Source organism: Aedoeadaptatus coxii (genome assembly GCF_001553115.1).
GTDB classification, from domain to species: Bacteria; Bacillota; Clostridia; order Tissierellales; family Peptoniphilaceae; genus Aedoeadaptatus; species Aedoeadaptatus coxii.
On sequence record NZ_KQ960157.1, the window covers coordinates 24,869 to 49,951 of the forward strand.

The window sequence follows — 25,083 nt, forward strand, 5'->3', positions numbered from 1 at the left end:
CTACTTCGCTGGTCGTTAATCGTTGTTCTTTTTCTATTATCAGGGAAAACATGCGAAAGTGCAAGGGAAACAAAATGTAAGAAACGGCAAACTCCACATGAAGATGTGGTAAACATAAGGCCTTTCCTCCGATTTCTCGACGAAGGAAAAGGCCTGTATGTTACAATAAGAAGGAATAAAACATTACATTATGTTTGGGAGAGGAGTTGTAACAGGTTGAAAGACGACGGATTAAAAGATAAATTAAACCGCGCCCTGCAAGAGGATAATTTTAAAGACGTATCCGACGTAATCGAAAAGAGCGTGGAAAATGCCATTTACTATACAAAAACCGGCGCCGGCGCCGTCATGCGGGGCTTTCGCCGTGGAATGAATAAGGAAGAAGTAGCGCTGAAGGTGAACCGGGATCCGTCCAAGGTATCCCAAAAAGCCAGGACGCCCGGGGCATGGTTTTGGCTTAGAAATACGGCGGCGCTCGGAGTGGTCGGCTCCTGCTTATGCACACTTGCCGGTCTTTTCGAGTGGATACGATTTCTCGATGGAGACGATCTTCTCGCCGGCCTCTTTTTTCTCATGACCACGATACTCTTTACCTTCGCCACCTTATACGCCCATCATCAAATGATTCTCGCAAGGGATTTTTTCCGCATTCGCAGGGAAATCGGCGACAACCCCATTTTAACCACCGACGATATTTCTACCGCCCTCAACAAACCGAAAAATGAGGTGGTAAAGGAATTAAATGCCATGATTAAAAAAGATCTCTTTCCCCAGGGGCGAGTCGTGGAAAACGGGGAGCTCCTCTTGTTGGATCGCCCATCGTACGACGCCTACAAGGCACACTATGAAGGGCATTCCGTTTATGTAGAGGAAACGCCACTCCCTATCGAAAAGGAAGAAGAGCCGGAGGGCATCGAAGACGACCGGGCAAAGGCCCTTACGGATTACGGCGACAAGCTTTCGGAGTATAAATCCGCCACGACATCCGCCGAACTAAAGGCGCGCATCGAGCGGCTGGAAAAACTCCTCGCCTCTATCGATCACGCCGTGGAGGGGGATCCCCGCCGCGTGGAAGAACTCAATAAATTTACCGATTACTACGCTCCTACCACCATGAAGCTTATTCACCGCTACATTCAATTCGAATCCTCGTCGGTCATTACCGATTCCATACGCTCCACTATGAGCGACATTCTCCATTCCCTGGACACGGTAACCGCCGCCTACGAAAAGCTTTTGGATACCCTTTATAAAGACGATTTACTGGAACTGAAAGCGGAAATGAATGTGATGCAGACGGTGATGAAACAAGACGGCTTATTCGATCAGGATCTTAAAGGAGAATCTTAATGAGCGACGACATCAAATTAACCTTAGACGGCTTGGACGATACACCTCATGAAGAGGAAAGTATTTTATTGGAAGAAAAGACGCCTCAAAAAGAAATTAAACTCACCGAAGCGGAGCAGCGCCAGGTAGACGAATTCGCCAAGACTATCGACTTAACCAATTCTTCGGTGGTGCTTCAATACGGCGTCGGCGCCCAAAAAAAGATTTCCACCTTCTCCGAAAAGACGCTGGAATCCGTACGCACAAAGGATCTCGGCGAGGTAGGCAGTCTCCTCTCCGGCGTGGTCACGGAGCTGAAGAGCTTTGAAAACGAGGACGAAAAAGGCATTAAGGGGCTATTTAAGCGTTCCGCCAATAAAATTACCGCCATGAAGGTAAAATACGACAAGGCGGAAAAGAATGTAGACGAAATTGCCCGAGCGCTGGAAAATCATCAAATCACTCTGATGAAAGATATTTCCATGTTGGATCAAATGTACGAGTTAAACGAAAAATATTTCAAGGAACTCACCATGTATATTATGGCGGGCAATCAAAAGCTGAACGAGGTACGCACCAAGGAACTCCCCGCCCTTATGGCGAGTACGGAGCCTGGCAGCATCGAAGCGCAAAAGGTGAACGATCTTCAAAACATGGCCAATCGCTTTGAAAAGAAGATCCACGATTTGGAACTGACCCGCATGGTAAGCCTTCAAATGGCGCCTCAAATTCGCATGGTGCAGGCGTCGAATACGGTCATGGCAGAAAAGATTCAATCCACTATCGTGAACACCATTCCCATTTGGAAGAATCAAATGGTTCTTGCCTTAGGCGTGCACCATTCGGAGCAAGCCGCCGAAGCGCAAAAAATGGTGTCCGACCTTACCAATCAACTGTTAAAGAAAAATGCCGACACCCTGCGCCAAAGCACGGTAAACGTGGCAAAGGAAAGCGAGCGTGGCATCGTGGATGTGGATACTATTCGCCACACCAACGAGCAACTGATCGCTGCCCTGGACGAGGTGCGCCACATTCAAATGGAAGGCCACGACAATCGAGAAAAGGCGAAGCGAGAACTGGAAATTCTGGAACAGGATTTAAAAACCAGATTATTGGCGCGACAAGAACAATAAACTTAACGCATAAGAGAAGCGGCAAGGAAATTCCTCGCCGCTTTTTTATATCCTATGAAGCCTATGTTTTCATCCATTACAATTCAAAAAATCTCGCCATATTTTGCCAACACATTCGCCCTCTATAAAATGGGCAGCCCTTATTTCTTTATTCTTTCGTAAAGGATCCCGGCGACGCCGATGAGTAAAATCAAGATGCCGGAATAAAACCATATATTTAAGGGATACACCTTTAAATACTCCTTTGCATTTATGCGCTTCCCCTTCAATATGCGGATTCTGATGCGACACAAAAATCCCTTTCCACTCGCAGGAGTAGAAAGGGATTTTATTATGCCGTTTCTTTTCGATTCACTTCTTCCGCCACCAAACTCTTCTCGCCGTGACTCTTGATCGGATCGAAAGTTAAGCGGGCGATGTTGAAGGCGTGGTCACCGATACGTTCCAGCGTACCTAAAATGTCGACATACAAGGATGTGGTGACGGTAGCCTCTTCGTGTTGCGAGGTCATCCGTCTAAAGTGGGACGCACGGAGTTGGTATTCCATGTAGTTTAAGTTGTTTTCGTCTTCTTTCATCATTTCGTAGAGATGGTGATCGCCGCCGTCGAATACGGCCACGCCGTTTGAGAACATATGGAGGAGAAGTTCGTACATGGCCATTAAATCCGCCATGGCTTCTTCGCTAAATTCCTCTCGGGAATCGTAAATCATTTCGTAATATTCCACCAGGTTCTGCACCAGGTCGCCGATACGCTCGAAATTCTTTTGCACCTGCAAATTCGAGGAATATTCGTCGGCCAATTCTTCCGTTAAGGACTGCTTGGAGATTTTCAACAAGTAATCCTCGATTTTCGTATCCAGGGAGTTGATCATATCTTCTAACTGATTGACTTCGTGGAAATATTTTTTATCTTTGGTGGTGAGGTAATGTTTGGAGTCTTCCATAGATTCCAATACGATTTCAGATACTTGAAGCATAGCGGCTTTGGCTTGTGTTAAAGCGGCTGCCGGGAAAGCTTCCACCAAGGTTTCGTCCAATTGGATTTTGCCCAGTTGCAGGGAAAGATCTTCTCTGCCCGGCATAATCTTTTCCAAAATTTTAACGCATTGGGGAATAATCGGCAGGAAAATCAGCATCCCTACCAAGTTAAAGGTAAAGTGCGCCAAGGCGATGGTCATCATCTTGTTCATATGAAAAGTTTCCGCCGCTTTTAATATAAATTTCGAATAGGGCCCGATAATCAGTAAAAACAGAACGGACACCAATACATTAAACAGGAAGTGGAACAGGCAGGTTCTCCGCGCCGCCAAACTTCCCCCAACAGCTGCCAACGCCGCCGTAATGGTAGTACCGATGTTGGCGCCGAAAACCAAACCCAGCGCCGCCACAAAGGTAATGGAGTGGGATGCGTAAAGGGATTGCACGATCCCGACGATGGCCGAAGACGATTGGATGACAGCGGTAATCACAGCGCCTGCCAATGCCGCCAATGCCGGTTGGGAACTCATGCGCACCACCAGGGATTCAAATCCCGGAATGGATTGTAAATCCTTTAATGCGTCGCCCATGGTGTTTAAGCCGATAAAGAGCAAGCCGAAGCCGATAATGATTTCGCCGAGGTAAATGCTCTTTTTCCGCGTGGCCATAAGCACTAAAAACACGCCGATAAGTAATATAAAGTAGGCGTAATAATCCAGTTGAAAACCGATTAAGATCGAGGTAACCGTCGTCCCGATGTTCGCCCCTAAAATAATGCCGATGGCTTGAGAAAGGCCCATTAAACCGGAACGCACGAGGGATATGGCGATGACCGTGGCCGCCGATGAGGATTGAATGACCCCCGTCATGACGACGCCGACGATGATGGCCATGATCGGATTGGACGTATACTTTTCGATATAGTCCCGAATCTTGGTGCCGGCAAACTTGGTTAAGCTGTCGCCCATGATCTTGACGCCGAAGAGGAATAGCCCCAATCCGCCGGCGATAAAATGCCAGTTGATATGAGACCAGGAACTAACGTCTGCCATAACATCTCCTTCCAAAGATTAGAAATCGTTCATACGAATCCATTATATCAAAAAGTAAAGAAGTGGTAAGGTTTATGTATTGTTAATTTAAAAACTTAGACACAAAAAAAGCCCTCCCCTGCGGGAAGGCTTTTCGCTTATTTCCAGTAATCTAATTTGCTGTCGTCGATGCCCACGTTTTTGGCGATGAAGTGGGGGTTTTTGCCGGCGTGGCTTTGTTCTTTGTAGTCTTTTAATGCCGCCAGGGCTTGGTTGCCCAAGAGCAGGATCGCCGGGATGTTGACGAGAACCATAAGGGCCATTAAGAAGTCGGCGATGTTCCATGCCGCTTCCATTTTAATGCTCGATCCCACAAAGATCAAAAGGATGGCGATGATGCGGTAGCAGAGCATAAAGGTTTTGGATGGCGTTTTTTTATTGAGGTAGGTTAAGCAGTTGTCTACGTAGTAAAGGTTGCCTAAAAGGGTGGTAAAGGCGAAGAGGGTAAGGGACAGGGTGATAAAGATGTAGCCGCCGTGTCCGAATACGGTCGCCAAGGATTCTTGTACGTAGGCTGCGCCCGCCAATTCTTCCGTAGCTTCGATGCCCGATGCCATGGACATAAAGGCCGTCGCCGAGCAGATGACGAGTGTGTCCAAGAAGACGGAAAACATTTGAACTAAACCTTGTTTTACCGGGTGAGACACATCGGCCGATGCTGCGGCGTTCGGTGCCGAACCCATACCGGCTTCGTTAGAGTAAAGGCCGCGCTTAACCCCTTGTACGAGGGCGGAGCCTGCCAAGCCGCCGAAGATGGCTCTGAAGTTAAAGGCATCGCTGAAGATGTTTTTGATGACGGTGGGCATGTAGGAAATGTTTCTGAAGATCATAAACAGCGCCATGGCGACGAAGATGATGCCCATTAAGGGAACGAGTGTGGATGTCGCCTTGATGATGCGCTTGCCGCCGCCTAGGATGCAGTATCCTGCGACGATGGCGAGTACCCCGCCGATGATCCACGTGGTTTTGCCTTCTTGGAAGAAGTCGTATACGCGGAAGGAATCGGTCATGTTAAAGGACGCGAGCATGTTAAAGCCTACGGCGTATGTGAGGATGAGGAAGACGGCGAAGATAACGCCGACGGTTCTGGAGCCTAATGCGGTTTCGATGTAATAGCTGGGGCCGCCGTAGCTCGTGCCGTGCTCGCCGCGTTTTTTATAGATTTGCGCGAGGGTGGATTCGATAAAGGCCGATGCCCCGCCGATAATGGCGGTAACCCACATCCAGAACACGGCACCGTAGCCGCCGAGGCAAATGGCTTGTGCCACGCCGACGATGTTGCCCGTGCCGACACGGGATGCGGTGGAAACCATAAGCGCCTGGAATGAGGAGACCTCGCCTTCGTGGGGTGCTTCCCGAAGGACGCGAAGGGATTCTCCGAACATGGATATTTGCAAAAATCCCGTGCGAATCGTAAAGTAAAGGCCAGCGCCGAGTAGGACGATGATCAAAATGGGGTAGTACAGATACCCGTTGATGGTCAATAAAAGTTCCATAAGTCACCTCGTTTTTATAATTTATCAAAGTATAGCGTTTTCAGATAAACATATCTTAACACAAAAAACTACATTGTAAAAGATCATTTTGTAATAACACAAGTTGATGGCGAATCTTGCACGTTCTTTTCTGTAATTTTTTCTGTTTTTTATCGCACTTTCTTATAAAAACGACATAATGTAGCGTATGAAAGTGATTAATCGCTTAATTTATCGCCAATTTTGGGAAGATAAGTTTTTATTCTCGCGGCCATGGGCGGAGCAAATTCTCCCCGAGCGAGCATATTTTCCAATTCTTCTTTGCCGACGAATCGATAATCTTCCACTTCGCTCGCCTGCATGGTGATCTTGTCTACGTCCTTTACTAAGAGAAAGATTTTGGAATGTTTTTGTTCTTCTTTCAGTGTGCCGAGTAAATCCACGTCGTTTTTCGTAACAGAAATGCCTACTTCTTCCGAAAGTTCCCGAAGGGCGCCTTCCAGTGGCGTTTCTTCGCCGACGACACTGCCCATGGTAAATTCCCATTGGTGTTCAAAGGTTTTGCCGGCGGCTCGTTTGGTAATCAACAGTTTTCCCCGGCTCACCACCATGACCCCCGCCACCACATAGTATTCTTCCGGCGCTAAGGGTTGGGAGCGCTCTTTCATGTAGCCTTGGTAATTGAAGTTTTCGTCGTAAATGCGTCGCATTTCGCTCATTATGTCCTCCTTATAAAAAAAGAGACCGCCTAAGCGGTCTTCTCTTATTCCGATACATTGTTTTTGACGCGTTTTAAGCGGAAGAAATCTTCACGCTCTTTTTCCGCCAAAATGTCTTCGATTTCTTTTTTGGTCTGTTCGTACTTTGGAATTTGTATTTTTTCCAGGGCGTTGGCACGTTTTACCGTCTTTTTTATTTCTTTCGCCAATCGGTATAGGTCGGTTTCAAGTTCCGCCAGTTCGTAGATTCTCGCCCGCATGTCGTGCATACGAATGTAGGCTTCGTCGAAGGCGAAGTTGCTCTCGAACATACTGAAGGTGGTGTTCGGCGAAAATTCCTTGTAGTGAATTTCCGGGATTTCCACGCCCATAACGGAGCGGTAGCCGATGGTGTAAGGCTCTTCCAACGGCATGGATTTGCTCATGTCCACGACGGCTTCCCATCCCATGGTGACCGATGCCATGGTAAAGGCGTCGTAGGAGCGGGTGAAGTCCCCTTCGATTTCTTTTTGGATGGTTTGGGCTCGTTCGTTAAGGCGCATCATTTCGCGCATTAAGACGGCCCGTTTTTTATCCAAGAGGCCGTAGCCTTTTTTGGCAAATTCCAAGGCGCTTTTTACTTTTAAAAGATTGGCTTTTGTCGCCGTCACTCGTTTTGCCATGGCGCACCTCTAGTAGTATTCTTCTAAAAGTTTGGGATCGATGCGAACCAAGCTGTCTTTCGGCAGGATGCGCAAAAGTTCCCATGCTTTATCCAGTGTTTGCCCGATAGTGGACGATTCGTTGAAGCCCTGGCCGATAAATTCGTTTTCAAAGCGCTTACCGAATGTGAGGATTTTTTGATCGCCTTCGGAAAGTTCTTCTTCGCCGATAATTTGAGCGAGGGACCTTACTTCGATACAACGGGAATAGGATGCAAAAAGTTGAGCCGATACGTCGGCGTGATCTTTGCGGGTGTATTCTTCGCCGATACCGTCTTTCATTAGACGGGAAAGGGAATCGAGAATGTTCACCGGCGGATAAATGCCCTGGCCGTTGAGGTCGCGGGAAAGTACGATTTGCCCTTCGGTAATGTATCCCGTTAAGTCGGGAATCGGGTGGGTAATGTCGTCGGATGGCATGGTTAAGATGGGGATCAAGGTAACGGATCCTTCCACGCCGCGAATCATGCCGGCGCGCTCGTAAAGGGCGGCGAGATCGGAGTATAAATAGCCGGGGTAGCCTTTACGGGAGGGTACTTCCTGACGTTGAGAGGATACTTCCCGCAAGCTTTCGCCGTAGCTTGTCATGTCTGTCATAATGACGAGGACGTGTTTGTGTTCTTCAAAGGCTAAATATTCCGCTGCGGTTAAGGCGCATTTCGGCGCAATGATCCGCTCCATAATCGGGTCGTCGGCATAGTTCATGTAGATGACGACTTTGTCCATGACGCCGGCTTCCATAAAGCTATCGGTAAAGAAGGATGCCACTTCCCGCTTTAAGCCCATGCCGCAGAAGACGACGGCGAAATCCGCCCCGTCTTTTCCGCTGTCGGCGATGTTGGCCTGGCGAATGATTTGAGCGGCGAGCTCGTTATGGGGAAGGCCGGAGCCCGAAAAGATCGGGAGTTTTTGGCCGCGGATCAGCGTCATGACCGAGTCGATGGCGCGAATACCCGTTTGAATAAAGTTACGGGGATATTCCCGTGCCACCGGGTTCATAGGCTGGCCGTTGACATTGTAAAATTTACCGGAGTAAATGGGGCCTCCGTTGTCGATGGCTTGGCCGATGCCGCTGAAGCGTCTGCCCAATATGGCAGGCGACAGGGGGATTTCGAAGGGGCGCCCTTCAAAGACGACCCGTAGGTTTTCCGTGGAAACCCCCATGGATTCGCCGAAGATTTGAACGGTGGCTTTATCGTCGGAAATGCCGATGACGCGGCCGACTAATTCTTCTTTCGTTTCGGAGTTGGTAATGGATACAATTTCGCCGTATTTTACGTGGTGAAGGCCGGAAAGATCGATGAGGGATCCGTTGACATTATCTAAGGATAGATATTCTTTTTTCATGCCTTAGCCTCCTCTTCTTCTTTCGCCCCTTCCCCTTCGGCGTTGGCCTCCTCGGCGATGCCGTATTCGATACGGAGTTCGCGGTAGTGTTCCTGAATATCGTTCATCAGGTGCGTAAAGGGCTTCATGTCGCCGTTAGGGATGTTGTATTTCATGTTGACGATGTTGGAATAAAGGGCGTCGTTTTTTACTTCCTCAATGGAAATGCCTTGTTCCAATACGGTCTTGCCTTCTTCGTACAAGGTGTCGATGACTTCCATCATAGCAAATTGTTTTTCCAAGGGAACGTATTGGTCAATGGCATTAAAGGCGTTTTGTTGCAGGAAGGCATCTTTAATGATGCGGGCGATTTGTAAGAGGAATCGCTCTTTGTCGGGCAGAACGTCTTCCCCGACGAGCATGACGATTTCCTGGAGCCGCGCTTCTTCGTTTAAAATGTTTAGGAATTTTTTCCGAAGGGTGGGCAAGTCGCCTTCCAATCGGTTGTCGTAATAGTTGGAAAGGGCACCTACGTAGCCCGAATAGCTTTTCAGCCAGTGAATGGCGGGATAGTGACGGGAGTAGGCCAGGTCTTTATCCAGCGCCAAAAAGACGTTGACGAAACGACGTGTGTTTTCCGTAACGGGCTCGGAGAAATCGCCCCCTGCAGGGGATACGGCGCCGATGGTGGTGACGGATCCGTTTTTCCCGGAAAGGGTGATAACCGATCCGTTCCGTTCGTAAAAGGATGCGATGCGGGAAGGAAGATAGGCGGGGTAGCCTTCTTCGGCGGGCATTTCTTCCAGACGTCCGGAAATTTCACGTAAGGCTTCCGCCCAACGGGAAGTGGAATCCGCCATCATGGCCACGTCGTAGCCTTGATCTCTAAAGTATTCGGCGATGGTGATGCCGGTGTAAATCGACGCTTCCCGCGCCGCTACGGGCATGTTCGACGTGTTGGCGATTAAAATCGTACGCTCCATAAGGGGTTTGCCCGTGTTCGGGTCGATCAGTTTCGGGAAGTCTTCCAATACTTCCGTCATTTCGTTGCCCCGTTCGCCGCAGCCAATGTAGACAATAATGTCCGCGTCGCAGAATTTGGCGATGGAGTGTTGGGTCATGGTTTTGCCCGTGCCGAAACCGCCGGGAATGGCGACGGTGCCGCCTTTGGCGATGGGGAAAAATACATCCAGTACCCGTTGACCTGTTGTTAACAGTTGATTGGCATCTAAAAATTCATTGACGGGACGGGGGATACGTACGGGCCATCGTTGACTCATGGCCACGTCGTGTTCTTCGCCGTTTTCATCTTCTACTTTCAACACGGGCTCGGTGACATTATAGTCTCCCGCACGTGCCACCCACGTGATTTTCCCGGATACATTCGGCGGCGTTAAGATGCGGTGTTCGATAATCGACGTTTCGGGAACGGTGCCGATAATGGCGCCGCCTTTGATCTCGTCCCCTTCGTTTACTATGGGCTTAAAGGACCATTTTTTCTCCAAATCCAGGTTCATCATGCCGATGCCTTCGGGAATGAAATAGCCGTATTCTTCGTTGATGCGGTTAAGGGGCCGCTCGATGCCGTCGAACATATTGCCGATAAGGCCGGGGCCCAAGCGAACGGAAAGGGGGCCGCCTGTGGAGATAATATCTTCGTCTCGCTTTAAGCCTTCGGTTTCTTCGTAGACTTGTACGGTGCCTTCGTCGCCGTGAATGGCGATGACTTCGCCGATCAGTTTTTTGTCGCCGACTTGTACCATTTCCCGCATGGAAAAATTGCCCATGGGGCGGCCGATGACGACGGGGCCGTTAATTTTAGCAATTTTCGCTTCTTTACGCATGCTCCATCTCCCTCCGGAAAAGGCCATAGAGAAGTTTGCCGATCTCGTAGCGCTTTTCTGTGATTTTTGTGGCCAGGTCATAGTTCAGGCTATAGGTTTTCTTCATATCCATTAGTGTGTGGCCGCCGATACATTCCTCGGGCAATACGTAAGGATGAAGTGTAAATCCTTTTTCTTTTGCCGATGTTAAGACGGCGTCTTGGAAAGCGTCTAAATCTTCTTTTACCATGCCGATGTGGTATTCCCCAGGTTCCAATGTGTCGAGGGTTTCCATGACGTGGTGCAGGACGTTATCTTTGTACGCTTCGGTTGCCGTGTATTCTTTTACGCGGCTGCGAATGGCGTCGACGAAATCGTCGCCCAGTTCGTTGATTTTTTTAAGCTCCAACACCCGTTCGTTTTCGCGGGCTTTGGCGATTTCCTCGTTGCCCATGACGCGGGCGAGGTTTTCTCTTCGCTCCACGATGTTTTGTTGTTCTTCCGAGAGTTGTTTGTTTTTGCGGGCGATGAGATTTTCCTTTTCATCTTCCCACGCTTCTCTTCGTTTTTCTAAATCCAATAGACGCCGCTTGTAGACGACATCTTCAAATAGTTCCAGTTTGTTTTCGACTTGCAGCATTTTCTCACCTACTAATCCAATTTCACCCCGATGGCTTCGCGGACGTATTTCAATATAAAGTCGTCTTCGCTATAGCCATCGCGACCGGGTAATGTGCAGATAAAGGGACTGCGCTTCTTTTCTTTTACGGCGAGCACCTCTTCTTCCAATTCGCGGAAGTCCTTTTCGTTTAATATGATCATGCCGATGTTTTTATCTTCAAGGGCCTTTTGAAAGGCTTCGTGAAGGTCGGATGCTTCTGCACACCACACGCCTTCAAATCCGCTCATACGAAGGGCGACGAGAAGTTCGTCGTCCCTGGAAATGACTCTTGAAATCATTAGAGCTTGCCTAGGATCATAATGGAGATAATCAAGCCGTAAATCGCAATACCTTCCGCAAGGCCGACGAAGATCAAGGTCTTACCTAAAATGGAGTCGTCTTCGCTAACGGCGCCTAATGCCGCGGAACCTACGATTCCTACGGCGTAGCCTGTGCCGATGGTGGCAAGGCCTGTGGAAAGGGCGGCGGCGAGAAGGCCTAAGCCGTTGACTTCCGTCGTTTGGGTTGCCGCGTTAACGACGCCCGGTACGAGAAGGACATAGGCGGCGACAACGGTGGGAATAAAGACGGTGAGGTTGGTGCGCATAGCGCGTTTTAATTTCTTACGATCGGCGGAAACGCCTCGTTCCATAAAGACAAAGCCTGCGATAATCGTCGAAAGGACGACGAGGGATGCTAAAAATAAAATCTTTTCCATAGTCAATCTCCTTTGATACTATTGATGTTTTTTTAATCGTAAGCTGTCGGATTTAAATTCCCGGCCGCTTCCGCTGTAATAACGGCTGAAGAGTTCGTAGTATTCCAGGCGCAAGCCTTGAATAAAGACGATCAAACCTTCGAGTCCGATGATTAATATGTTTCCGAGGATGAGGATCACCACGCCGCCTGCATCGTGGGGTGCCATTTCCGCCATGGTATGGAAGGCCATAAAGAGCCCCACGTGGTTAATGGCAAAGGCGCCGACACGAATGAAGGACACGATCCCCGAAAGTGTGGAAATTAAAAGTTCGATCATGGAGAAGGAACTTTCGATAAAGTAGCCGCTTTTTCCGCCTTCGTATTGAACGTCGGTTTTTTGGATTTTCGCCATAATGGGTTTTTTGAAGATCATGAGAATGATGGACAAAATTAAAATGGCGGCGGCGACGGGCATGGGCACGATGGTGACCACGCCTGCCACGTCCAGAATCATAAAGAGGAGCATGGCAAAGACTAAGAATCCGAAAAGGCCGTGTTCCCCAAAAAGACCCCTGGCCAAATCTTTGTTTTTAATGGCGTTGGCAAAGTTCATGCCGTAGGCAAGCACTAAGAGGATGACCCCAAAGCCGATGGCCACGCCGAGAACTTGCTCGATGTTTTGGAAGGGACGCATCCAAAGGGCGTCGATAATCTCTTCATTGCCGAAGACCGATCCGTATAAAAAGCCGAAGATCACCGAGGCGCCGCCCATTCGCATCAGGAGGCCGCCCATGTCTTTTTGCCATTTCTTGGATACGAGCCAACCGACGAGAATGAAGATGGCCCCTTGCCCCACGTCGCCGAACATGGCGCCGAAAAGGAGCAGGTAGGTAATGCCGACAAAGACCGTCGGGTCGATTTCATTGTATTTCGGAATCCCGTACATTCTCACAAGGAGCTCGAAGGGCTTAAAGAATTTCGGGTTGGAAAGTTTTGTCGGCGGCGTAATGCCTTTGGCCGCGGAATCTTCTTCCTGTATGGTCAAGACGACGTCGGGGTATTTCTTCGTGCGGCGACGGACTTCTTCGATGCCCGCTTCGTCGGTCCAGCCGGTCATTAGGAAGTATTTTTTCGAAACGGCCATGTGTTCCTTGGCCTCTTCCACTCGGCCTAAAAAGAGAATGTGGGCTAATATCTTGCGGACTTTGTCTCGATCGTCCTTATAGATTTGTTCCCTTTCGGCTTCGATTTCTTTGAGTCGACGGTGGAGTTTTTCTTCTTCTTCCCTAAATTCCTGTAGGGTTTCCCGAGGTGTGCCGTTGGCGTAATCCAAAATGGGCACATCGATCCAGTGTAGGGATTTCAAGACCCTGTCGATTTCCTCGCTTACTTCGTTGGGGTAAGTAATCATGTAAACTTCTTCGTCTTCGAAGGAACCTGTATGGAAAATAAGGGCCAACAGATTCTCGTAGCTGTTTTTCAAGCGAATCCGCGCCGATTTTTCCAACCGTCCGAAACGGGTGGAGAAGTATTTCATGTCTTTGACCTTGGAAAGATCCACGTCTACATTTTCAAAGAGCGACAGATTCTCTTCAAACATGTCGATGTTATCCAACCGCTTTAAGATCTCGTCGTATTCCTCTTGCATGGGCCCGAGGCGTTCCATGAGCTTATTATAATAGCCGACGACGTCTGCATCTTTATCGAAATCGTTTAAATCCAGATCGTCGATTTTAAAGTACTCGAGAAGCTTTTGCGCTTCCTGTGTGCGTTGCCGCACATCGTTATCAATGGGAAAAGGTGCCAGATTGTTTAAATCCACGACCATTTCCACATTGTCTTCGAGAGAGTAAATATTGCTATTTTCCGATAGCTGCGTCATAGCATCTACCATATCGAGGGCGCCCGATTGAAGCACTTCGAATAGAATATCATTCATGTTTTCCAATCGTCCCACGACGCTCAGCATGACCATTCTCTCTACTGCCATACTTCACCTTCTTTCTCGGGAATCGTCAACAGATTCCGTATCATGTCTTTTCCAAAACCTAAACGCAAGCCTTCGAGAGTCGTGGAGACGTCGCGAATGGCAAACTCCAGCAAAATGGACAGGGCGACGATTCGCCCTATGGACATGGTTTCTTTTTGATAATACGTCGTATACATTTTCCAAATATCCCGGGAAGCCAGTACGTCGGTCATGTGATTGTCCCGCTTTTTTTGGAATAAAAACGAGAAACTCGAATGGCGTACCGATTCCACCAGTATCTCCACATTGTCCGAATAGACCCATTGTTTAATGAGGGGCCTCGGAATGTTACCGCCGCGAATGACGAAGTTTTCCATTTCCGGCTTCAAAATATCGTAATTCTTTTTCGCCCTGTAAATATAGAAGATATTTAATAGGTCGATGTGGCGATTGAGCATAGCTAACACCGCTTTACGATCTTTTTTTGACAGATGGTTCGCCTCGCGTACGAGGTTTTCGTAATAGGACTGATCCAGTTCCATTTCGATATAAAATAAAATGCGATCCCTCGAAACATCTTTATAGGATGAAAGCAAGCGACCATACTTCGTCGTCTCCAGTATTTTAAACAAGTCATCCGGCCTTAGTGCCTGATCGCGAGGCAAAAGGGACGGATCGAAGGAAAGGAGACTATTCCTTACAATGTCGATGTTTTCGTCGTGATAAACGGCACGAAAAATCCGCTTAATGTCCTGAATGGTGTAGCGCTCCAACATGGAGGCATAAAACGTGCGCGCCGGCCCCTGCAAATAATGCTCGAAACTTTTTAGTGCCGCAAACACTTTCTGCTCCATTTTCACATTGACCTCGAGCAGATGCGCGTCTTCTGAAAGTTCGATATCCCAATCCTTTGCGACAATGTCCAGCCCGTCGGTGTAATTGCCTGCCTCCAGGATTTTCAAGGGAACCTGGGGCTTTAAGTAATGGGCGCAAACGGCGACGGCCTTTGTATTTACTGCAGCGTAATTCATAACGCCCTCCTATAAATCGAGGAGCTGAAAGGCTTGTTCAACCAGTTCTTTTCTATGCTCTTTGTAGACCGCGCTGACCTCTTCGAGCTTTTCGTAATTGGCTTTTCGAATCTCGTCGACGACTTCCATGGCTTCGCTATAAATTTTATCGTAGCCGGCCTTGGCCGCATCTTTCGATCCTTCCCGCTCGTCCGCTTCCATTTCCGAGAAATGCTTTTGCAGAGCGGATTTTTCGTCTTCAATGGAGGATTCTTTATCCTGAACCATTTTATCCGTTTTTTCATCTAAGGCGATGACGCTTCGAATCAATTGTTCCACAGATACGCCCCTTTCTTTTTCTACTCTCGCAGGCTTTCTCCCGGAAAGCCCACAATCAGATTCATTCTAGCACTTGATGGTTTTTAAAGCAAAAAAATGCCTCTGTTAAATAATGGTGATAAAGATTAAAAATAAGACAACATTCGCCACAAAAAAATCATAAACATATAAAAAGAAAGACAACAATTTCACGCATCTTTTAAATTGCGTACTTTGTTGTATTTTACAGCAAAATACGCTTTGTTATCAATTTCCTTCCGACAAATTTATAGTTTTAATTTCACAAGATTATCATTTTTCAGATATTCATTCCCTTTATAAAAATTTTTCATTTTTTAATGAAATGACGCTATTTTTTTGGTATAATCTTTCTGAACATATTTGTTTTAATTAAGGGAGGTGCATCTTATGCACATTAATCGTTTTACCGGTGATTCCATCGATACTTATATCCTGTCGCTCCTAAACGAGAACAGCCGTATGTCGTTGAGCGATATTGCAAAAAAGGTGAGCTTATCCGTTTCCGCAACCCGCAACCGTATCCACCGCCTGGAAGATGCAGGAGTGATTGCAGGTTACACTATTTTGCTCGGCGGCGAAGAAGATGATTCCTACATCCATTCGTTCTGCCTCATCGATATCTCGGAAGAAGATAACACCATCGAGGAATTCATCAATTACGTTCAATCGTCACCTGAAGTCACCGATTGCTGGAAATTAATGGGAGAATATCAATTCCTGATCCGCATTAAATCCACTTCTTCCAAATCACTGGACGACTTCCTTATGCGCTTAAGAGATATGATCTCCATTAAACGCACCAACACCATCGGCGCTTTGAATCAAGTCAAGGGCAAAGATATTAGAGAACATAATTCTATTCGTATTCACGAAAAATAATAAGGCGAGTATCTACTCGCTTTATTTTTTTGCGCGAAAAAAGAGCCCCGAAGGGCTCTCTTCTATAATGTGTCCGACTCGATACGTGCAAAGAATGTGTCCTTGTCGATTAAGTCTAAAAGTGTTTCCCGCGGAATTTCTTTTGTAATGGTGAACTCCCCTTCTTCCCGTTCCGCCACGTCGCCGGAAAGTTTTTTCGCCACAAGGTAACGGCCTTTCACCGGGGCGAGTTTTTTTCCTCCCCGTTTCAGCAAAGGCATGGCGCTTTTTGTCGCCGCGGAAATAATATCGGCGACGACGGCGTTGCCCGTAGGTTCTTTGCCTGCGCCGGGTCCTGTAAAGGCGAGATCGCCGACGAAGGATCCCTTTACATTCACCTGATTAATGGCATCGGGCAAAATGGCCAGGCTGTCCGCCTCATCTAAAATCACCGGTTCCACCACGGCTTCGATGCCGTCTTTAGCAGGTTTTGCCGAGGCCACGAGTTTTACTTTTTGGCCTTTGCTCTTTAAAAAGCTGACGATGTCGCCGTTTAATTGGGCGATGCCGCGAGTGGGAATGGCGTCGCCGTCCACGTGGCCGAAGGCCATTTCGATAAGCAGGTGCAGTTTACGGCGGGTATCGAAACCTTCCACATCGTCTGTCGGATCTTGTTCGGCATATCCCAGTTCCTGACAGAGTTTTAAGGTGGCGTCATATTCCGCCCCTTCTTTAAACATGGCATTGATTAAATAGTTACAGGTGCCGTTTAAAATGCCCTGTACCTTTTCGATTTCATTTTCGAGACAGAGCCCGCGAAGGGGCGTTAAGACGGGAATACCGCCGCCTACCGCCGCTTCAAACAAGAAGGGAACTTCTTCTTTTTCGGCGATAGCGTTCAGCTCTTCAAAATGAGCGCTCACCGCCGCTTTATTGGCGGTTACTACGGCGACGCCCGCTTCCAGGGCGCGCTTCATGTAGTCGTAGGCCATGTCCATGGCGCCGGTAGCTTCGGCGACGATGTCCACTTCTTTTAAAACGGCGTCGTAATCTTTCGCCGTCACTACTTTTTCGGGAAGTTCTTTTCCCAGGCGTTCGGCGCTGCGATCGCTGGCCACGATATAGGCGATGTCCATTTCGCCGACGGTTTCTTTTAAAATGTTGTGACGTGCTTTTAAAATATCGTAGGCGCCTCGCCCGACAGTTCCGAATCCGATAAGTGCAATTTTCATAATTCCCCCTTTTCTTTTGTCCTTTAACGTATTATGAATTGACTATACTAGAGAGTTTTTGTTATAGTCAAGAAAAACTATTTGGTATATGAAAGAAGGTACATATTATGGTCTATCGTTTAGCAATCTTAGGCGCCACCGGTCTTGTAGGACAAACAATGCGCAGCATTTTGGAAGAAAAGGATCTTCCCTTGGATCTTACCATGTTCGCATCGGCAAACAGCGCCGGCAAAACTTTTTCGTTCAAGGGCGAGGAACACACCATTCAAGAACTGACAGAAGACGCTTTAAGAGAAGGTAAATTTGATTTTGTCTTAAGCGCATTGGATGGCAATTTAGCTGCCAAGTTCTGCCCCGTCGCCGCCGAAGCGGGAAGCGTGGTCATCGACAACAGCTCCCATTTCCGCATGAAGGAAGATATTCCTTTGGTCGTGCCGGAAATTAACGCTCAAGACGGCCTCGAAGCCAAGGGCATTATCGCCAACCCCAATTGCTCCACGATTCAATCGGTTGTGGCGCTGAAACCTGTGGAAGATTTGTTTAAAATTAAGCGCATCGTCTACACCACTTTCCAAGCGGTTAGCGGCTCCGGCGTGAACGGCATCGCCGATTTGGAACGGGGCATCGAAGGAGGCGCACCGGAATTTTATCCCCATCCCATTGCCTACAACTGTCTTCCCCATATTGACGATTTCTTAGAAGACGGTTACACCAAAGAAGAAATGAAGATGGTGAACGAATCTCGCAAAATTTTCCACCGCCCGGATCTCGCCGTAACAGCTACGGCTGTGCGCGTGCCCGTTAAAGGCGCCCACGCCATTTCCATTAATGTTACCTGCGAAAATCCCGTGGATTTGGATAAGCTTCGCAAGGCGTACGAGGCAATGGACGACGTCGTCTTACAAGACGATGTGAAAAATCTGGTCTATCCCCTTCAAATTGAAGCCGAAGGAAAGGACGAGGTGTTCGTCGGTCGTATTCGTAAAGATGATTCCTGCGAAAACACCATTAATCTTTGGGTCGTCGCCGATAATATTCGCAAAGGCGCCGCACTGAACGCCATTCAAATTTTAGAACAACTTTTGGCCGATCGCTAATGAAAGTTTCCATCGTACAAGCGGGCATCGGCCCCATGACCCTTTCGGAAAATCGAAAGGTTATTTTCGACGACATGGACGAAGCCCTTTCATCGAATCCCGACGTCATCGTCTTGCCGGAAATGTGGAATTCGGGCTTCTACCCGGAAAAGTTTACGGATCACGACGATTATAAAGAAAGTGAGCTGCAACAAGCCCTTTCGGATTTTGCCCGCAGCCACAACGTCAATCTCGTCGCCGGTTCCATCACCGTTCGCGAAGGCGAGGGACGGGCCAATCGAAGCTTTATTTACGATCGGGAGGGACATCTTTTAGGCACTTACGACAAGGCCCATTTATTTCCCGTAGGCGAAGAGAAAAACCTCTTTACTCCCGGCGATCACAATCTTTCCTTTGCTCTCGACGGCATCGACTGCGGCATTATTACCTGTTTCGAACTGCGTATGCCCGAGTGGGTACGCCTCGCCGTATCGGGCAAGGCGAAGGTCCTCTTCGTGCCCATGGCATGGGGACTTTCCCGCGTACCTCATATGCATTTATTTGCAAAAGCGCGAGCCGTGGAAAATCAATGTTTCGTCGTGGCGGTGAACTGCACGAAAATGGGCGATTACCACGCCATGGGCGGCGGCGGAAGCTGCATTTATGGCCCGGCCGGCGAGGAAATCCTCATGACGGGAACGGAAGAAGCCGTTAAAACCGTCACCCTCGATTTGATGCGCATCGAAAAGGAAAAATCCTTCTTCGATCTCTATCACGAACGCCGCCCCGAACTTTACAAGGGGCTCATTCAATAGGAGCACACATGGATCTCGAAAAAATAAAAGCTATAGCCGACGACGTTAAAACACTTTATCGCCATCTTCACGCCCACCCGGAAATCAGCGGCGAAGAAAGAGAAACTTCCCGTTTTTTACAGGAACAAATGAAAGCTTTAGGCTACGACCTTACGGTTTACGATAATTTCGGCTTTCACGGCGACTTAAAAGGCGACGAGAAGGGGCCGACGGTGGCCCTTCGTGCCGACATGGATGCCCTTCCCATTACAGAAGCCACCCAACTTCCCTTTTGTTCCGAAAACCCCGGGCTTATGCACGCCTGCGGCCACGACATGCACATGGCCTGCCTTTTAGGCACGGCGCGGTATTTTTCCGAGCATCGCCATTTCCCGGGAAACCTTCGCCTGATTTTTCAGCCCAATGAAGAAAAAGACGGCGGCGCCGAACCTATGGTAAAGGAAGGGGTCATGAAGGGCGTGGATTACGTCATGGGCCTTCACGTTTCCCCCGATCTTTTAACGGGAACCTTCGGCGTGTTGCCGGGCTTTATGTACGCAAGCGTGGAAGATTTTAAAATCACGCTAAAGGGCAAGGGCGGCCACGCCGCCAATCCCGAGCGCGCCGTGGATCCCATCGTCTGCGGGGGACATGTGATCGTCGCCCTTCAAACCATTGTCGCCCGTCGCTTTTCGCCCTTTACGCCGGCGGTGGTCACCATCGGCTCCGTTCACGGAGGCAACAAGCACAATATTATTCCAAGCGACATGACCATCGAAGGCACGATCCGCGCCAACACGAAGGAAAATCGCGACAAGCTTCGCGCCCATCTTACAGAAATTGCCGAATGCACGGCAAAAGCCCACGGATGCACGTGTACTGTTGACATCGTAAAAGGCTATGTGCCCTTGATTAACGACGAAAAGGCCACGGCATCTGTAAAACAAACTCTGGAAGAAACTTTCGGCAAAGACGCCGTCATTACCTTGCCCACGCCGACCATGGCGGCGGAAGACTTCGCCTATTATTTAGAAGAGGCGCCCGGAACCTTTATTAATCTGGGCGTCGGTCGCCCCGGGGAAAAAGCGGCCATTCACACGGCGACCTTTTATCCGGAAGAAGACGCCCTCTACTACGGCATCGCCGCGGAAGTGGCATCGGCACTCCATTTTATGAACGAAGGAAAATAATAACCTCCCCAAGTTAAGTCTTGGGGAGGTTTTTCCTCATTTAATGGACGGGGCGGGAAAAAACCTTTGGTTTTACAAATGCATTTTCCCATAGTTTCGCCGCCTTTTTCTCATTGAATTAAAGTCTTCTCGTTCCCTAAATTAGGGGCTTTGTTTGTCTCTATCTTAGCAAACTACCTGTATTGACTTTAATCCGAACACGATATACAATAAACACGTAAACGTTTCCCTACTATCTTATGACGATACGAAAGGAGTTCCTAATGCCTAAATTTGCAAAAAGAATGGACAACCTAAAAGCATCTGAAATCCGCGAGCTTTTAGCTTTAACAGCTGACCCCAGCATTATCTCGTTCGCAGGTGGACTTCCCGCCGCCGAACTTTTCCCCATCGACAAATGGATTGAAGCGTCCAACAAAGTCATGAAAAATAACGGCGCCGCCGCCCTTCAATACGGCCCCACCGACGGTTACGCTCGTTTAAGAGAACACTGTGTTACCCGCATGGAAAAAGTCGGCTGCAAGGATGTGAAACCTGAAGATATTCAAATTCTTTCCGGTTCCCAACAAGGTCTCGACTTCGTTCCCAGAATCTTTATCGATCCGGGTGATTACATCGTCGTCGAAAGCCCCACCTACTTAGGCGCTCTTAACGCTTTTAAGGCTTACGAACCGAGATTCCTTCAAGTTGCCCTCGACGAAGACGGCATGATTCTGGAAGATTTGGAAAAACAACTTAAATCCCACGACAATGTGAAATTTATCTACGTTATTTCCGATTTCCAAAACCCCTCCGGCAAAACTTGGACGTTGGAAAGAAGAAAAGGCCTTATCGAACTCGCCAATAAATATGATGTCATGATTCTCGAAGACAATCCCTACGGCGAATTACGTTTCGAAGGCGAAATTCAACCTTCTCTTCGCAGCTTAGATACTGAAAACCGCGTCATCTTCATGGGTACTTTCTCCAAGATCTTCAGCCCCGGCATCCGCGTCGGTTGGTTTAATGCCGCTCCTAAAGTGCTCGAAAAGTTCAACATGGTTAAACAAGGTGCCGACCTTCAAACGTCTACCACCACCCAAATGATCTTGTCGCAATTCTTAGACGACAACGATTTGGAAGCCCACATCGATAAGATCATCGAAGTTTACGGCAAACGTAAAAATGTCATGGTCGACGCCATGAAGAAATATTTCCCCGAAAAAGTTACCTACACTAACCCCGAAGGCGGCTTATTCCTCTGGGTTACCCTTCCCGAAGGCTTAAACGCTCGCGATATTGCAGTGAAAGCCATCGAAAAGAAAGTTGCCTTCGTACCCGGCGGCGCTTTCTATCCCGATAGTCCGGAAGAAAACCACTTCCGCTTGAACTACAGCTGCATGCCTGAAGATAAAATTGAAGAAGGCATTAAGCGCTTAGGCGAAGTATTACACGAAGTTGTTAAATAAGATCGAAACAGTCCTTTCTTCGGAAAGGGCTGTTTTTTTGAATCCATTGATTGTTTGGAGAGCCCTCTTTATCGGGCTCTCTTTTTGTGCGCAGATGGTTTCCACTATTGCATCACTTTCGCTTATCCTTCCTCCTATTCTTCATAGAAAAAAGACCTCCCGAAGGAGGCCTTTTTGTTCGTTGTAAGGTTTAGAGTTGTTCGCTGAGTTCTCTTTCTTTGCGAACGAGTTCTTCAAGCTTGGGCACGATGGCGTTCAAGTCGCCGACGACGCCGAGGTCTGCAACATCGAAGATGGGTGCGCCATCGTCTTTGTTGACGGCGATGATGAGGTCGGAATCTTCCATACCTGCCAAGTGTTGGATGGCTCCGGAAATACCCAGTGCCAAGTAAAGTTCGGGACGTACGGTTTTACCGGTTTGTCCGACTTGTTGGGATTTTTCGATCCAGCCGGAGTCGACGGCAGCTCTCGACGATGCGATTTCTGCGCCGAGTTCTTTTGCAAGGCCGTTTAATGCGTCGAAACCTTCCGGGCCGCCCATGCCGCGACCGCCGGAAATAAGGATGTTGGCTTCGGTAATATCTTTTTTGGTGCTTTCAATTTTAAGCACTTCTCTTAAGTGAACGATAGGTTCTTTGTGAGAGAATTCAAATTTATCTTCGATGACTTCGCCGTCAGCCTTGTCAACTTCGATGCTGGGCATAACGCCGGGACGTACCGTCGCCATTTGGGGACGGAAGTTTTCGCAGACGATGGTGGCCATTAAGTTGCCGCCAAATGCCGGACGGGTCATCATAAGAAGTTTGCTTTCCGGGTCGATTTCAAGTTTTGTACAGTCGGCAGTAAGACCGGTGTGTACGCGAGCGGCAAGGTTCGGCGCGAGGTCGCGACCGATGGAGGTAGCACCGAATAATACGATTTCAGGTTCGTATTTTTCGATGATGCCGTATACCATGTCGGCGTAATCTTCGCTTAAGTATTCTTTAAGTCTCGGATCTTCTACGACGATGACTTTATCAGCGCCGTGGCGGAATAGGATATTCGCTTCGCCTTTTACGTTTTCGCCGATTAACATGCCCACTACTTCTTGACCGAGGTCATCGGCAAGTTCACGTGCCTTACCGAGTAGTTCGATACCTACTTTTTCAAGTTTGTTATCTCTTTGTTCGATAAATACGTATATATCTTTACTCATTTGGTCCTCCCCTTAAATGATGTATTTTTCTTTTAATTTAGCAAGAATAGCTTGTGCAGCTTCATCAGCGGATAAGTCTTTGAGTAATACGCCGGCAGCTTTTCCTTCTTTCGGGAAGGATTTTTTAACGCGGGTCGGCGATCCTTTTAGACCGATGTTCGACAGGTCGAGTTTGTCTTCAATGTCTTTGAGGCCCCAAACGGTAATGTCTTTTTCTTGTGCTTCGTAAATGCCGCGAACGGTCATGTAACGAGGTTTAGCGCATTCGGCAAGGGTCGTGATCAAAATCGGCATTTTTGCTTCTAAGATATGGTAACGATCTTCGAATTGACGTTTAACGATAACCTTGTCGCCTTCTACATCAACATCTTCAGCATAGGAGATGGCGGGAATTTCCAAGTGTCTTGCAATTTGAGGACCGACTTGTGCGGTGTCGCCGTCGATTGCTTGACGTCCTGCGATGACCAAATCGTAGTCGATGTGTTCGATGGCGGCTGTAATCGTACAGGAAGTAGCCCACGTATCGGCACCACCGAAGGCTCTGTCACTTACGAGAATGGCTTCGTCTGCGCCCATGGCGAGGGCTTCGCGAAGTGCGTATTCCGCTTGGTTCGGACCCATGGAAAGAGCGTATACTTTTACGTTTTCGGGATCTTTATCCTTAATGCGAAGAGCAACTTCCAAGCCGGATAAGTCGTCCGGGTTGATAATACTGGGTACGCCTTCGCGGATCAATGTGTTGGTTTTCGGATCCAAGCGAACTTCGGTTGTGTCAGGTACTTGTTTAATACATACCACTATGTTCATGATGACCTCCTGATTCCTCTTATTTCAAAAGTTGACTGCCGATAACGAGAAGTTGAATTTCGCTGGTACCTTCGTAAATAGAGGTAATGCGTGCATCTCTGTAAAGGCGTTCGATTTTGTAGTCTTTAATGTAGCCGTAGCCGCCGTGTACTTGAAGGGCGTCGTAGACGATTTCGTTACAGGTTTCGGAGCAGAAGTATTTTGCCATGGAGCAAATCTTCGATGCGTCTTCGCCTCTGTCTTTAGCAGCAGCTGCTTCGTAAACGAGGAGCTTGGCGGCTTCTAATTTAGCGGCCATTCTTGCAATTTTAAAGCTGATGCCTTGAAGTTTTGCAATGGGGCGACCGAATTGAACACGTTCTTTAGCGAATTTAACAGCTTCATCGAGGGCAGCTTGTGCAATACCGATGGATTGAGCGGCAATACCGATACGGCCGACGTCTAAGGTCTTCATCGCGTTGGTAAAGCCCTTGCCTTCTTTGCCGAGCATGTTTTCTTTCGGTACGCGAACATTTTCGAGTACGATGTCGGAGGTGGGGCAGCCGATAATACCCATTTTTTCTTCCGGTTTACCAAAGGAAACGCCTTCGCTCTTTAAGTCGACGATAAAGGCGGTAATGCCTGCGCTGCCTTTTGCGGTAAGGTCGGTTTTAGCGTAAATAATGCTGTAGTCTGCAATGGGTGCACCGGTAATGAAGGTTTTACGGCCGTTAAGAACCCATTCGTCTCCGTCTAATACAGCTGTAGTCTTGGTGCCGCCGGCATCGGAACCTGCACCCGGTTCGGTTAAGCCGAAGCAGAAGGTAAGTTCGCCGGTTGCGATCTTGCTTAAGTACTTTTCTTTTTGGTCGGGGGTACCGCTTAGTTGAATCGGTGCCCCGCAAAGGGAGTTCGGGCTCGAAACGAAGACGCTGGCTACTGCGCTGCGTTTTGCGATTTCTTCCATGACGATAACGTAGGATACGTGATCCCCGCCTGCACCGCCGTATTCCTTCGGTGTCTTAATGCCGAAGAAACCCGCTTCGCCCATTTTACGAACGATGTCTAAATCGAGACAACCCGTTTCTTCTGCTGCATCGAGTACGTCGTCGGTTAATTCTTGATCTGCAAATTTAGCAGCGAGATCGCGAATTAATTTGTGCTCTTGCTTAAATTCCATGTTTTCCTCCTATTTGTAGGTTATGTACGCCTTGCGTACGCCTGGCGA

The 25,083-nt window shown here is 48.3% G+C and carries 23 protein-coding genes; 7 read left to right on the plus strand and 16 right to left on the minus strand.

Going from position 1 to position 25,083, the window contains the following annotated elements; genetic code table 11:
* Positions 1–216 precede the first annotated feature (216 nt).
* Positions 217–1,350, plus strand: coding sequence for a 5-bromo-4-chloroindolyl phosphate hydrolysis family protein (locus HMPREF1863_RS00945; RefSeq protein ID WP_068366395.1), 1,134 nt, complete (start codon positions 217–219; stop codon positions 1,348–1,350).
* Positions 1,350–2,462 carry a toxic anion resistance protein gene (locus HMPREF1863_RS00950; protein WP_068366398.1) on the plus strand — a complete coding sequence of 371 codons (1,113 nt, stop codon included), beginning with the start codon at positions 1,350–1,352 and terminating at the stop codon, positions 2,460–2,462. Before HMPREF1863_RS00945 ends, HMPREF1863_RS00950 begins: the two co-directional genes overlap by 1 nt.
* A gap of 331 nt (positions 2,463–2,793) precedes the next feature.
* On the opposite strand, the gene HMPREF1863_RS00955 is transcribed toward HMPREF1863_RS00950, so the two are convergent.
* From HMPREF1863_RS00955 to HMPREF1863_RS01010, 12 genes are all read right to left on the minus strand, one after another.
* Entirely contained in the window at positions 2,794–4,494 is a 1,701-nt protein-coding gene (locus tag HMPREF1863_RS00955) for a Na/Pi cotransporter family protein (protein WP_068366401.1), read from the minus strand.
* Between the two features lie 137 nt (positions 4,495–4,631).
* A complete protein-coding gene (locus HMPREF1863_RS00960; protein ID WP_068366403.1) occupies positions 4,632–6,029 on the minus strand; it encodes an alanine/glycine:cation symporter family protein in 1,398 nt (465 codons plus the stop codon).
* Between the two features lie 197 nt (positions 6,030–6,226).
* On the minus strand, positions 6,227–6,727 hold the full coding sequence (locus HMPREF1863_RS00965) for an NUDIX domain-containing protein (protein ID WP_068366406.1): 501 nt from the start codon (positions 6,725–6,727) through the stop codon (positions 6,227–6,229).
* A 44-nt stretch (positions 6,728–6,771) separates the two neighbouring features.
* The gene (locus HMPREF1863_RS00970; protein WP_068366409.1) at positions 6,772–7,389 is read right to left on the minus strand and encodes a V-type ATP synthase subunit D; all 618 of its coding nucleotides are present in this window, start codon (positions 7,387–7,389) and stop codon (positions 6,772–6,774) included.
* Positions 7,390–7,398: 9 nt separating this feature from the next.
* Positions 7,399–8,775 carry a V-type ATP synthase subunit B gene (locus HMPREF1863_RS00975; RefSeq protein ID WP_068366412.1) on the minus strand — a complete coding sequence of 459 codons (1,377 nt, stop codon included), beginning with the start codon at positions 8,773–8,775 and terminating at the stop codon, positions 7,399–7,401.
* Entirely contained in the window at positions 8,772–10,598 is a 1,827-nt protein-coding gene (locus HMPREF1863_RS00980; RefSeq protein WP_068366415.1) for a V-type ATP synthase subunit A, read from the minus strand. Before HMPREF1863_RS00980 ends, HMPREF1863_RS00975 begins: the two co-directional genes overlap by 4 nt.
* On the minus strand, positions 10,591–11,217 hold the full coding sequence (locus HMPREF1863_RS00985) for a hypothetical protein (RefSeq protein ID WP_068366419.1): 627 nt from the start codon (positions 11,215–11,217) through the stop codon (positions 10,591–10,593). Before HMPREF1863_RS00985 ends, HMPREF1863_RS00980 begins: the two co-directional genes overlap by 8 nt.
* 11 nt (positions 11,218–11,228) lie before the next feature.
* Positions 11,229–11,537, minus strand: coding sequence for a V-type ATP synthase subunit F (locus HMPREF1863_RS00990; RefSeq protein WP_068366422.1), 309 nt, complete (start codon positions 11,535–11,537; stop codon positions 11,229–11,231).
* Entirely contained in the window at positions 11,537–11,956 is a 420-nt protein-coding gene (locus HMPREF1863_RS00995; protein WP_068366425.1) for an ATP synthase subunit C, read from the minus strand. Before HMPREF1863_RS00995 ends, HMPREF1863_RS00990 begins: the two co-directional genes overlap by 1 nt.
* A gap of 18 nt (positions 11,957–11,974) precedes the next feature.
* Entirely contained in the window at positions 11,975–13,927 is a 1,953-nt protein-coding gene (locus HMPREF1863_RS01000; RefSeq protein ID WP_068366428.1) for a V-type ATP synthase subunit I, read from the minus strand.
* Positions 13,918–14,937: a V-type ATPase subunit gene (locus HMPREF1863_RS01005; RefSeq protein ID WP_068366431.1), complete on the minus strand. Its 1,020-nt coding sequence runs from the start codon at positions 14,935–14,937 to the stop codon at positions 13,918–13,920. The genes HMPREF1863_RS01000 and HMPREF1863_RS01005 overlap by 10 nt, the downstream gene beginning before the upstream one ends.
* Before the next feature lie 9 nt (positions 14,938–14,946).
* Entirely contained in the window at positions 14,947–15,255 is a 309-nt protein-coding gene (locus HMPREF1863_RS01010; RefSeq protein ID WP_068366434.1) for a hypothetical protein, read from the minus strand.
* A gap of 408 nt (positions 15,256–15,663) precedes the next feature.
* Between HMPREF1863_RS01010 and HMPREF1863_RS01015 the strand changes: the two genes are divergently transcribed.
* Positions 15,664–16,155, plus strand: coding sequence for an Lrp/AsnC family transcriptional regulator (locus HMPREF1863_RS01015; RefSeq protein WP_068366437.1), 492 nt, complete (start codon positions 15,664–15,666; stop codon positions 16,153–16,155).
* 62 nt (positions 16,156–16,217) lie between these two features.
* Here HMPREF1863_RS01015 and HMPREF1863_RS01020 read toward each other — a convergent pair whose 3' ends face one another.
* Positions 16,218–17,366, minus strand: coding sequence for a homoserine dehydrogenase (locus HMPREF1863_RS01020; RefSeq protein ID WP_068366440.1), 1,149 nt, complete (start codon positions 17,364–17,366; stop codon positions 16,218–16,220).
* A gap of 107 nt (positions 17,367–17,473) precedes the next feature.
* Between HMPREF1863_RS01020 and HMPREF1863_RS01025 the strand changes: the two genes are divergently transcribed.
* From HMPREF1863_RS01025 to HMPREF1863_RS01040, 4 genes are all read left to right on the plus strand, one after another.
* Entirely contained in the window at positions 17,474–18,463 is a 990-nt protein-coding gene (locus HMPREF1863_RS01025; RefSeq protein WP_068366443.1) for an aspartate-semialdehyde dehydrogenase, read from the plus strand.
* Positions 18,463–19,257 carry a nitrilase-related carbon-nitrogen hydrolase gene (locus HMPREF1863_RS01030; protein ID WP_068366446.1) on the plus strand — a complete coding sequence of 265 codons (795 nt, stop codon included), beginning with the start codon at positions 18,463–18,465 and terminating at the stop codon, positions 19,255–19,257. Before HMPREF1863_RS01025 ends, HMPREF1863_RS01030 begins: the two co-directional genes overlap by 1 nt.
* A gap of 8 nt (positions 19,258–19,265) precedes the next feature.
* Positions 19,266–20,426, plus strand: coding sequence for a M20 metallopeptidase family protein (locus tag HMPREF1863_RS01035; protein WP_068366449.1), 1,161 nt, complete (start codon positions 19,266–19,268; stop codon positions 20,424–20,426).
* 263 nt (positions 20,427–20,689) lie between these two features.
* Positions 20,690–21,874, plus strand: a complete 1,185-nt coding sequence (locus tag HMPREF1863_RS01040) for an aminotransferase-like domain-containing protein (protein WP_068366451.1) — start codon at positions 20,690–20,692, stop codon at positions 21,872–21,874.
* Between the two features lie 190 nt (positions 21,875–22,064).
* On the opposite strand, the gene HMPREF1863_RS01045 is transcribed toward HMPREF1863_RS01040, so the two are convergent.
* The 3 genes from HMPREF1863_RS01045 to HMPREF1863_RS01055 are packed head-to-tail and all read right to left on the minus strand — an operon-like array spanning position 22,065 to position 25,035.
* A complete protein-coding gene (locus tag HMPREF1863_RS01045) occupies positions 22,065–23,069 on the minus strand; it encodes an electron transfer flavoprotein subunit alpha/FixB family protein (protein WP_068366454.1) in 1,005 nt (334 codons plus the stop codon).
* A 12-nt stretch (positions 23,070–23,081) separates the two neighbouring features.
* Positions 23,082–23,876: an electron transfer flavoprotein subunit beta/FixA family protein gene (locus HMPREF1863_RS01050; RefSeq protein WP_068366457.1), complete on the minus strand. Its 795-nt coding sequence runs from the start codon at positions 23,874–23,876 to the stop codon at positions 23,082–23,084.
* A 19-nt stretch (positions 23,877–23,895) separates the two neighbouring features.
* Positions 23,896–25,035 (minus strand): acyl-CoA dehydrogenase family protein, encoded by a 1,140-nt coding sequence (locus HMPREF1863_RS01055; protein WP_068366460.1) that lies wholly within the window; start codon positions 25,033–25,035, stop codon positions 23,896–23,898.
* Between the last annotated feature and the right edge of the window lie 48 nt (positions 25,036–25,083).